The organism is Polaribacter sp. AHE13PA, assembly GCF_019278505.1.
Classification (GTDB): domain Bacteria; phylum Bacteroidota; class Bacteroidia; order Flavobacteriales; family Flavobacteriaceae; genus Polaribacter.
In genome coordinates this window covers 3323548-3335221 of the sequence record NZ_CP058985.1, presented here as the reverse complement: position 1 = coordinate 3335221, position 11674 = coordinate 3323548, and the positions used below count along the sequence as shown (strand labels likewise).

At 31.4% G+C, this 11674-nt stretch carries 4 protein-coding genes; all 4 read right to left on the bottom strand.

What is annotated here, in order from left to right; genetic code table 11:
• Positions 1 to 647 precede the first annotated feature (647 nt).
• The 4 genes from H0I28_RS14395 to H0I28_RS14380 all read right to left on the bottom strand — a co-directional run bounded on the left by H0I28_RS14395 (position 648) and on the right by H0I28_RS14380 (position 11152).
• Positions 648 to 3713, bottom strand: coding sequence for a glycoside hydrolase family 2 TIM barrel-domain containing protein (locus tag H0I28_RS14395; protein WP_218759520.1), 3066 nt, complete (start codon positions 3711 to 3713; stop codon positions 648 to 650).
• 94 nt (positions 3714 to 3807) lie between these two features.
• Entirely contained in the window at positions 3808 to 6954 is a 3147-nt protein-coding gene (locus tag H0I28_RS14390; RefSeq protein ID WP_218759519.1) for a glycoside hydrolase family 2 TIM barrel-domain containing protein, read from the bottom strand.
• Between the two features lie 24 nt (positions 6955 to 6978).
• A complete protein-coding gene (locus H0I28_RS14385) occupies positions 6979 to 9570 on the bottom strand; it encodes a fibronectin type III domain-containing protein (RefSeq protein ID WP_218759518.1) in 2592 nt (863 codons plus the stop codon).
• Between the two features lie 109 nt (positions 9571 to 9679).
• Positions 9680 to 11152, bottom strand: coding sequence for an arylsulfatase (locus H0I28_RS14380; protein ID WP_218759517.1), 1473 nt, complete (start codon positions 11150 to 11152; stop codon positions 9680 to 9682).
• Positions 11153 to 11674: the final 522 nt, after the last annotated feature.

Below are 11674 nucleotides of genomic sequence, written 5' to 3'. Positions count from 1 at the left end.
TTTAAAAGATTATTCAACCTTTATTTTTAATCTATTTACCTACTTCTTTTAAAATTTCAGGTCTTATTAATGAGTTTTCCATGAAGGTAAAGCCCCCTGTATTCAATAATAAATTTGCAGGATAACTAGCTGCTTTTTTTAAGCATATTAATTATTCATTGTTAGTGTGTATGTTTACCTATTAAAAAACTTAAAACCCCAACCTTCAAGCGTTTACCTATACTACAAGAACATTTAAAAGATTTTATAATCTATTCTCTTTGATACCAAAACATACCTTGTAAATCATTATGGAGAAATAAGATGTAACAGGCCATTATAAATAATATTTGGCTGAATACTTACATACTATAAGCCATCTTAAAAACTTGCTTCATAGCACTAAAAAAGAGCTACATAACTAAATACAAGCACATTAATTAAATGCACCCTTTTAAATGCCATCAACAGCTATTAGAAGGTAACAAATGTTGCACTCATAAAATACGCATCCTTTTTATTTTTTTTTAAAAAAACACCTCTATAAATACCATTTGAAATAAAAAATCGTCTAAAACAAGATTGTTTTAAACGATTTTTACACTTATTAATTTTTATAGAATGACTATAAAACAAGAATTTAAGATTCTTAATAAAACATCTTCGTTTTATTTAATTACAATTTCATCAATTAAAACTTCTTGATCTCCTAAAGACTCTATCAATATTGTGTTCGCTCCACGATCTATTTTAATAGGAATGATTACAGTTTTCCAATTATTACCGAGTTGCTTAGTGTTAGCTAATAACAGTTCTTTACGAACTACTTTACCACTAACATTTACTTTTACATAAGCCCCATCTTTATTGGCAACATTTGTACTATAACGAATAGTTAGTTCTGCATTACCTGCACTACCATCATTTTCTTGGTACCAAGAAATAGAGGCGTTTTTACTTTTTAAACTCACAAAACCTTTACCGTTAAAGTTTTTCCCTTTAGATGAAATTATAGCATTTTCTAATGTTGCTTCTTCAGCTTGTTCACCAATTTGCCCTTTGCTCTCTAAAGTTTCATTCCAGGTAAAACCTTCATTTTTTCCGAATTTTTCTTCTAAAATCTGAATTTCTTTTCCATCAACAACAATTAAAGCTTTTACAGTTGTTTCTAAACCAATCTCAAAAGCTCCTTTGTAAACGTTAGAACTAGTTGTTGGTGTTTCTCCGTTTGTAGTATAATAAACTTCTATTATAGGATTGATTTTATTCCCTCTTAAATTGATAATCTCTGTATCGATACTTACTTTATTAGAGGTAATCATTTTTTTCTCTCCTAAAATACTACTTGCTAATACATTAATATCTCCAGAAGTAGTTGTTGCAGAAATATATGCACGTGTTAATCCGTAAAATGCAATTCTGTGATTAGGCCCAACATGTTGTTCTACATCTACAGGACTTCCGTTGTCTAAGGCTTTAATTTTACCTGATCCAAAAACATTAAAATAGGTCCTATTTTCTCCATACGGATAAAACTCTCCTTTATCATCTGTGGTTGTTACACGTACCTGAACGATATCATCTATTTTATTCTGTAGAGATTCTCCATCAACAGAAAGTTTAATTTTAGAAGGTTGATTGGCAGTTCTAATCACTTTTTCTGAAACTACTTTACCATCTTTATAACCAACTGCTTTTAACGTTCCTGGTTGCCATTTTACCATCCATTGGCATTGCATTTTATCCCAATCTTTTCCTGGTATTTGTTTTCCTAAAGAAACATCATTAAAAAACAACTCTACTTCTTCTGTATTAGAATATACCCAAACCGGAATCTCAGTATCAAGTGCTACTTTAGGATGCGTCCAGTGTGGTAAAATATGTACCATTGGTTTTGTGGTCCATTGACTTTGGTATAAATAAAACAAGTCTTTTTCAAAGTTTGCTAAATCTATAGCTCCTCCCATAAAAGCTCTAAATGGCCAACCTCCATGTACATAACCAGCCTCTCCAATATAATCATGACCTGTCCATCTAAAAGAACCAGCATACGCAGGAACATCTCTTAATTGCTCGATATTTAATCTAGAAGATACACGTACAGTTGCATTGTCATAACTAGAATTAAAAATTTGTTTTCTGTTTTTTCTACCAGATTCGTCAATCCAATCATGTGTAAAAACTTCTTTTTCTGTTAAATCAGGAATTTCATAGGTATGGTTTCTATTAGGAAAACCATCTCTATACCAAGTCTTAGTTCTATAATAACCTCTAACTTGCCAGGTATGTGTGTTTTCTGTACCTATAAAAACTCTATCCTTCGGATTTTTTGCTAAGTTCTCCATAAACCCTTTCTTTTCACTACCTCCGTTTATCCCTAAAACATTCATGTGATCTGAACCAGAATGACCAGAAGTTACAGGTCTTGTTGGGTCTAAATGATTACAAGTTGCTACCAAATCTTTAGCAATATCTCCACGTGTTTCATTACCAACACTATAAATAACTATAGAAGGATGGTTTCTATCACGTTTAATCCAATCTGTTAAATCTTTTTTCCACCACTCATCAAAATGATGCGCACCATAATCGTTTTTAGCTTTCTTGTGCCAACCATCAAAAATTTCATCCATTACCATCATTCCTACTTCATCACAGATGTCATAAAATTCTGGTGTTTGTGGATTGTGTGAAGTTCTAATAGCATTCACACCCATGTCTTTTAATTGCTGAATTCTAAACTTAAGAATTTTATAAGGTACTGCAGCTCCCATAGCTCCCGCATCTTGATGATTACAAACTCCTTGTAATTTTACGTTTTTACCGTTAATCCACATTCCAGATTCTGCAACCCACTCAATATCTCTAACACCAAATTTAGTTTCTACAATATCTACTACTTTTTTACCAACTAGTAATTCAGTTTTTAAAGTGTATAAATAAGGTGATTCTACAGACCATAAATTTGGGTTTTTTATACTTAAATCCGTTTTTACAAGTGCCTCTTTTTCTAATTTAACTTTATCCTTATTAGAAGTAACTTCAACACCGTTTGCATCAACAATAGAAGTAATTAATTTTACTTTTTCACAGTCTTCTTTTGTGAATAATTCTGTTTCTACAAAAACTTTATCACCTTCCGTTCTAAGAAAAATTCCATCTCTTTTAACGTATGTATTGTTTTTTACATCGATCCAAGTATGTGCATAGATACCACTACCTGTATACCAACGTGCAGCAGGTTGTTTATCATTATCTACACGAACTGCAAAGGTTATTGTTTCTGCAGTATTGGCTAATTCACTAACATCGTACGCAAAAGAAACCCAACCGTAAGGTCTTGTTCCTAATTCTTGTCCGTTTGCCCAAACCGTACTATTCATAAAAACACCATCGAAAGCAATTTCTATATGTTTTCCTTTCCAATCTTTTGGAACAGTAATGGTTTTTCTATACCAACCAAAACCTGCAGGCAAGTATCCTGCACCAGCTCCCATTGGGTTGTTTTCATTATACTCACCTTCTATACTCCAATCATGTGGTAAATTTAAGGTTCTCCAAGAAGCATCATTAAAAGAAACTTTTTCTGCTCCTGTAATGTCTTGTTGAATAAATTTCCAATTGGCATCAAAATTGAGACGTTGTACAATTTTATCTTTAGGCTTTTTATCACTAGAAAAACCAGAGAATATAAAGCTAAAAACAAAAAGGAATACTAAATTTTTTATACGCATATCTTTTAAATTATAAATGTAGTTAAGCATACTTATTTCACTAAAATAGTGCTTACTCATTAATAAGCAAGCACTATTTTTTAAATCACCTTTATTACTTTATAGCTTCTATTGTGTAGCTATAACTTAAATTAGCAGCATTAATTTGATACTCTTCGTGAGGCATTCTACCCCAACTTGTATCTCCACCAACACCCATTTGACCATAGTCTATATTAACGTTTACCAAATCACGTTGTTTAATATCTGTAGTGTGACGTTGTGTTTTTTCATCTCCAGCATCAAAATCTTCATTATATTGATGGTGTGCACTAAAAGAAATTAAATCTGTAGCTGTTACTTTTATTCCTGTTCCAGATCCATTTGTAAATGTTACCCAACGTGTATCTGTTTTGTAACCATTTTCTTGTGGACGAATGTAAGCGAAATATAAATCTTTAACAGAAGAATTGTATAAACCAACTAAAGCAGCTGTTTTACGATCTTGGTAATTTTCGAAAGGACCTCTACCAAACCACTCAACATTATTAAACTCATTTTTAACAACAAAATTGTTTCCGAATCTTGGTAATACTGGTAATTCTTTATTGATTTCTGAAATATTAGTATTTACTAAAACTTTACCATTAGCATCAATTGTATAATCAATAACTAATTTTCCTTTTACTGCATTTAAAGCATAGGTTGCTGTTACTAAAACAGAATTATTAGCAGTATTTTTACTTTCTATAGAAGTTAATTCTTGGTTGTTAGAAGCTTCTTTCCAAACACCCATTTTCTTAGCCATTTTAAAACCATAATCATTATCTGTAGTTGGTCTCCAGAAATTAGCTTTAATTCCTTTTAACAATACATTTCCGTTACCATAGTCTAAAGTAGTTAACTCACCATTTTCTTTACTAAAAGACATGTTGAATCCATTTCCTGTAACTTTAATAGCAGTTGCATCTGCAGCTGCTTTTAAAGAACCGTCATTTTTAGCTAAAATAACTTTAGCTTTAGGGCTTGTTAATGCAAATTGCTCATACGCTGCTTCATAACCTGCTGGTAATAAACCTGTAGCTGTTTTTGTTTTAGCATACACATTTACATGGTATTCTGCAGTTGCATCGTCTAATTTAGGGATGCTAATTTTTACTTTTTTAGAAGTATAAGGTGCAACATCTAAAACAGGTAAAGCACCGTTAGCTACTTCTTTTCCGTTTTTAAGTAAAGTCCAAGAAAAATCTAATGTATTTAAGTTTGTGAAGTCATAAACATTTTTGATTTCGATTTCTCCTTTTTTAATATTTACTTCTTTAAACTTAATGTATTGGTATACTTTTTTAACCTCATATAAAGCTGGATGCGCAGTTCTATCTGGATTTACAATTCCGTTTAAACAGAAGTTTTTATCATTATGTAAATGACCTGCTCCTAAATCTCCACCGTAAGCCCAAAACTCTTCGCCTTCTTCATTTTTTGTTAAAATACCTTGGTCTACCCAATCCCAGATAAAACCACCTTGCATAATATCGTACTTCTCAATTACGTCCCAATAGTCTTGTAAATTACCTACACTATTTCCCATTGCATGTGCATATTCACACTGAATTAATGGACGCGTTGGGTTGTTTTCTGCATATTTTACCATTCTATCAATTGTCCAATACATTGGTGCCTGAATATCAGTATTAGAGTACTGAGTAGCCCCTTCATACTGTGTTGGTCTAGTATCGTCTTGCTCTTTTAAGTAATTATAAGTTGCAACAAAGTTTTCACCATTTCCTGCTTCATTTCCTAAAGACCAAGTTATAATTGAAGGGTAGTTTTTATCACGCTCAAACATTCTGATCGTTCTATCCATGTGTGCTCCTTTCCATTGAGGTAAATATGCTGGGTGTACCGCTTGATCCTTCTTATTGTTATTTAAACCTTGGTTGGTAGTACCCATACCATGCGTTTCTATATTTGCTTCATCAATTACATAAAAACCGTGTTTGTCTGCCAATCTATAAAAGTGTGGGTTTTTAGGATAATGACTACAACGAATAGCATTTAAGTTGTTTTCTTTCATCACCTTCATATCTAACAACGTTAATTCTTCTGAAATAACGTGTCCTTCTGTATCACTATGATCGTGTAAGTTTGCTCCTTTTAATAATACAGGCATTCCGTTTACTAAAAACTGCATGTTTTTAATAGCAATATTTCTAAATCCTACTTTTATAGAAGTAGATTCTCCATTAACACTTACTAAAAGAGTGTATAAATTAGGGTGTTCTGCATTCCATGTTTTTACATTCGGAATATTTTTTGCAAAATCAACAATATTTCTTCCTTTGGTTAATTGTACGTTTTTAGTTGCTGCATAAATTTCTTTATCACCATCTAATAATTGTACTTTTACTTCTTTTTGAACTGTTTCTGCAGTGTTATTATCAACTTTTAAATCTACTTTAAAAACACCATCTTTAAAATCGTTTTCTAAATCAGACGTTACTCTAAAATCTCTTAAAGTTACTTTATTAGCAGCGTATACATATACATCACGCTCAATACCACTCAGTCTCCAGAAATCTTGATCTTCCATATAACTTGCATCAGACCAACGTAAAACTTGAACTGCTAAGTCGTTTTTCCCTTTTTTAACAAGGTCTGTTATTTTGTATTCAGCAGCTGTTTTACTACCTTCATTATAACCTACTTTTTGTCCGTTTAACCAAATATACATTGCCCCACTTACTCCCTCAAAATGTAAATAAATATCTTTTCCATCCCAGTCTTCAGAAATTTCAAATTCCTTTTTATAACTTCCGTTATTGTTAAGGTTATGAGGAATGTAAGGAGGGTTTGGAGGAAACATATATGTTCTATTTGTATAAATAGGGATTCCATGTCCTTTTAATTCCCAGTTAGATGGTACTTCAATATCATCCCATTGAGAAATATCAAAACCTGCTTTATAAAAATCTGTTGGTCTTGCTTGTACACTATCTGCATAGTAAAACTTCCAAGTTCCGCTTAAAGATTTATATAAAGATGAATTTTTCCAGCTTTCATTTTTTAAAGCAGCCGCATCATCTGCATACTTATAAAAAGAAGCTGTTGGCTCTTCTCTATTTATCTGATAAATTTCTGGATTTTCCCATTCTGGATTTTCCCATTTATCAGCTACATAAATAGGTTTCGTGTCACCCTTCTTCTCACAAGAAGTAAAAGTAGCCACTAAGGCAATAATGATTAATAAAGATTTTTTCATTTTGATAGATAATTAAGTGTTGGTTTAATTTTTACTTATAAACTGATTTACAATAGCACTTTCAATTTGCTTACCACCCTTTACAACAAAAGCTTTTATAGCATATTTTGAATTTACTTTTACTTTGGAATTTGGAATAAATACTTTAAAAGATTTATTCCTTTCTACATCCGGGATTCCTAAAATTTTAACATGTTCTACGTTTAAATAAGAAACATTGTTAATGATAACTCCAAAAGGATCTCCTGGTTTTAATTTTAATTGATTTAAAACTACGTTTACCAAATACCCTTCTTTTTGAGTTACTACAGACTGTATCTTAACTTTATTGTTTTTTTCTATTGAAAAAGCAGTAGCAATATTCGGGTGAAAATTACTCTCACCTACTTCTGTCTCTGCTTTAACTGTATAGTAATACTGTACATTGTCTTTAATAGAATTGTCTACATATATAGTGTCTTTTACACCACTTGCAACCTTAGTAAACTCATGTAGTTTTACACCTCTATACACGTTATAATACGTATTAGGAAGCACCTTAGCTTGCGGATGCCACTTTACCTCTATAACATTAGACGCTATTTTTGTCGCAGACACATTTCTTGGACTAAAAGGAACTCTAGAAGAAACCAAAACATCTTCTTTTTCTGAAGGAATACTTTTACCTAAACCATTATATGCGGTTACAGTAAACTGATATTTTGTATTATCTTTTAAACCTTCTACTCTATATCCAAAAACATTGTCTGTATCTATTTCAATATTTTTATTGTTTTCATCTACATAGTTAATTAAATAACTAGATGCATTGGGTACACTTTTCCAGAATAAAGTAACCGTATTATTTCTTCTTGAAACTTTAAAAATTTGGGGTGTACTCGCTAATTGATATCCCACAGAAACTGGGGTAGACAAATCACTAATTTTTTCATCGTTTTGTGCTTCAACTGTGAAAAAATATTTTTTATTAGGATGCAATCCTTTCACTAAAAAAGTATTCTTTGCAACAACATTAATTGTTTCGTTTAAATCTGAAGCATTTGTTCCGTAGTGAATTTTATAAGATTTTGCTTTTGATATAGAACCCCATTTTAATAAAACACCTTCTTTTTCTACTGTTGCTTTATAAATAGTTGGTTGTTCTAATTTGTAAGAATCTGTTTTCCATTTTAAAACAGATAAACTAAATGGTTTTACAGATAGAATTCCGTTTTTAATTTGAGTTTCTTTAATTTCTGTATCCCTTGTATTTAATGAATCTGCAGCAATATAAGTTACAAGTAAATGATCTTTAAGTGCATTATTATCAACATTAATCTGATACTGACTTGCAATTTCACTTCTATTACTTACTACTAAATAATTAAAGCCATTGTTTCCCTTATACCCTTGGGCATACATACCGTTTACTTTTGTACCCTTTAAACCTTCTACTTGTAGATTATTACTAATATCTACATGATAAAGATATTCAGAATTGTTAACAGCTTCGTTATAAATTTTATATGCCTTACCTTCTATATCTCTACGAATTCCTGTAGCTACAGTATCTGTTTCTATTTTTAAATTATTTTCGAAAGCATTTTCTACAACATTACCCATTCCTTTTCCTGGATAATACTTGTTACTTATTTCATGAGCACCTACATATTGAGTGTTTGTATGTGCTAATTGACGCATTACATATTCAATATTATAAATACTAGAATAAATACCATTTAAAGGTCTATTCCAAACACCAAATTCTGTAATCACCATAGGAACATCTTTCCATGTGTAATCTTCAATTTCTGCCATTGCAGCACTAGAAGTTGCTTCTAACAACTTGGTATTTGCACGTTTGTAAGCTTGTTCTCTTGTGTCTTTTTTACCGGTATGTGGTGCATACGAATGTTTAGAAAACACGTTCCAATAAGCTCCATTTTCTTTTTGAAATTGATTAATTTCTTTCATAAAAGTCCAAACGCCATCCCAAGTATAATTAAGGGTTAATTGTGCATCTGGAAAAACTTGCTGAATTGCTTCTGCATAAGGTTGCATTTTAACAGCATAATCAAAACCATCATTCCACCAAAATCTATTTCTGTTTGGCACATAAAAATAAGGTTCGTTACAAAACTGCCAAACAGCTACTTCTATATTATTATTTTTACAAAATCTTGCCAATTCTAAAATCATCTCTGGAGATTCTGTAAAAGCATTTACAGTAATAACTAATTTACCGTTTACTTCACTTAAAAGATCATATAAATCTATAACTCTATGAGGACCTTTAACTTTTACATATCTAAATCCTTTTAAATACCCTTTCTCATGATCTAACATAGAAATATAATCTAGATCATATTCTCCTGTTGCACTACTAAAAGCATCGCCCATAGTACCAGAAAAATAACGCAACCAACCTGGTTTTAATTCTTTAACAGATTTTACAAAATCTGGATGTGTATAACTCCAAATTTTGTCTGCTATACGAACATTAAAGCCACTTGCTCCTTTTTTTATAGCATGCCCATTATTGGTCGTAATATTTATCTTTTTTAAATCTTGCCCCCAAATAGTGTGCACAAAAAGAATGCTAAATAATGTAATTAAAAAGGTGTTTTTTAAAATCATAAACAGAAAGAAGAATTAATTTTTATCTATTTAAAAATATACTTGTAGTTAGAAACATAGAATATCTAACTACAAGTAAAATCTTATTATTTTATTTTAAGCTTCTCTTTTAAAAAGAAACTTGATCAAAAGTAAACACATCAGAAGGAGTTCTTGCTTCTAAAAACAAAGCCTTCATTTGAGCAACTATTTCTGGGTGTTGAGCTGCAATATTATTTTTTTCACCCATATCAGTAGAAAGATCAAATAATTGCATAGGTGCATTAGGTTTCTTTAATACGTTGTACTTAACAGCTTTCCAGTTTCCTTTTCTTATCGCTTGTCTTCCTCCTCTTTCATGGAATTCCCAGTACAAGTAATCATGCTGAACTTGATCTTCTGGCTTGTCTAATAAAGTAGGTAAGAAAGAAATACCGTCTAAACCTTCAGGAACCTCTACTCCTGCTATTTCAGAAAATGTAGGAAACACATCCCAAAAAGCAGAAATTAAATCTGTTTGAGTACCTGCTTTAATTTTATTAGGCCATTTAATAGTCATTGGTACTCTAATTCCTCCTTCGTATAAATCTCTTTTAACTCCTCTTAAAGGACCAGCACTATTAAAAAACTTTGGATCTGCTCCTCCTTCTTCATGAGGTCCATTATCTGAAGCAAAAACAATAATAGTATTATCTTCTATGCCTAAAGCTCTTACTTTATCCATAATTTCACCAACCTGAGTATCCATAACTTCTATCATCGCTACAAAAGCTGCATGAGATTCATCTTGAGACTCATATTTACCCAATCTAAATTCTGGACCATCATCTGTTCCTTTAAATTTCTTTTCTGGTAAATATTTTCCTCTATATTTTTCTATGATATGCTCTGGAGCTGCTAATTCTGCATGAGGTATAATAGTAGGCACATACATAAAGAATGTAGTGTCTTTATTTTTCTCTAAGAACTTAATTGCTTCTGCTTGAATTAAGATAGGTGCATACTGTTCTTTTTGACCATTATCATTACCAGTTAAAGCAATAGAATCTCTATTAGACCATAAGTGGTTTGGATAATAATTATGACCTAAACGCTGACAGTTGTATCCGTAAAAAGTATCAAAACCCTGATAAACAGGATCTCCTTCAGAACCAGGAAATCCTAATCCCCATTTACCAAAAGCACCTGTTACATAACCACCTTTTTTTAACGATTCTGCTAAAGTAAATGTACTCGCAGGAATTGGGTATTGCCCTTCTGGCATAATTTCTTTGTTTCCTCTAACAGGTGTATGACCTGTATGCTGACCTGTTAATAAAGCAGATCTTGAAGGCGCACAAACCGTATTACCTGCATAATGTTGTGTAAACATTAAACCTTCTGTAACCAATTTATCAATATTTGGCGTTTTAAACATTGTTTGTCCATAACTACTTAAATCTCCATAACCAAGGTCATCTGCTAAAATATAGATAATGTTTGGTTTTTTTAAAGACGTACCTGCCTCTTGCGAACTACTTTTTTCTGTTGAACTTTTTGATCCACACGAAATCACAGTGAAGACTAACAAAGCTAAAGAGAGAAATTTTAAACTTTTATTCATTTCCTTTTAATTTTACTTTAATTTACTGATTTGCATAACGAAATAAATTCGCTAGGTTCAAATATATTATTAAAAGAATATTTAAAAATATACAAAACACCCTCTTAATGTTGCATTTTTAGTCAAATATCACAAAAAATTGAAAAACGCAACATTAAAACCCCAACACAGTATCAACAAACACCTCTAGCCTTATTCAACGTCTCATTTTACAGACACTAATTTTATTGCACTTTTACAACACACTGTATATCTAACAGCTTATCCACACCTTTTTTTCCAAAACTTAATTAACAAAACTTGCTAAGCACTAGAAAAAAAGCAACAAAAAAACATAAAAAGAGAGGTAAATCAGTGGCTCAATTAATTAAAAAACACTAAAAAAGCAATAAATCAACCCAAATAATCTAATTTTGCAACATAAACAACTCTAAAATGCAACATTTACCCCCCGTTAAGCATCTATAGTTTTAAGGTAAAATAGATAATATTATAGTACCTATACAGAATCAATTAATAATG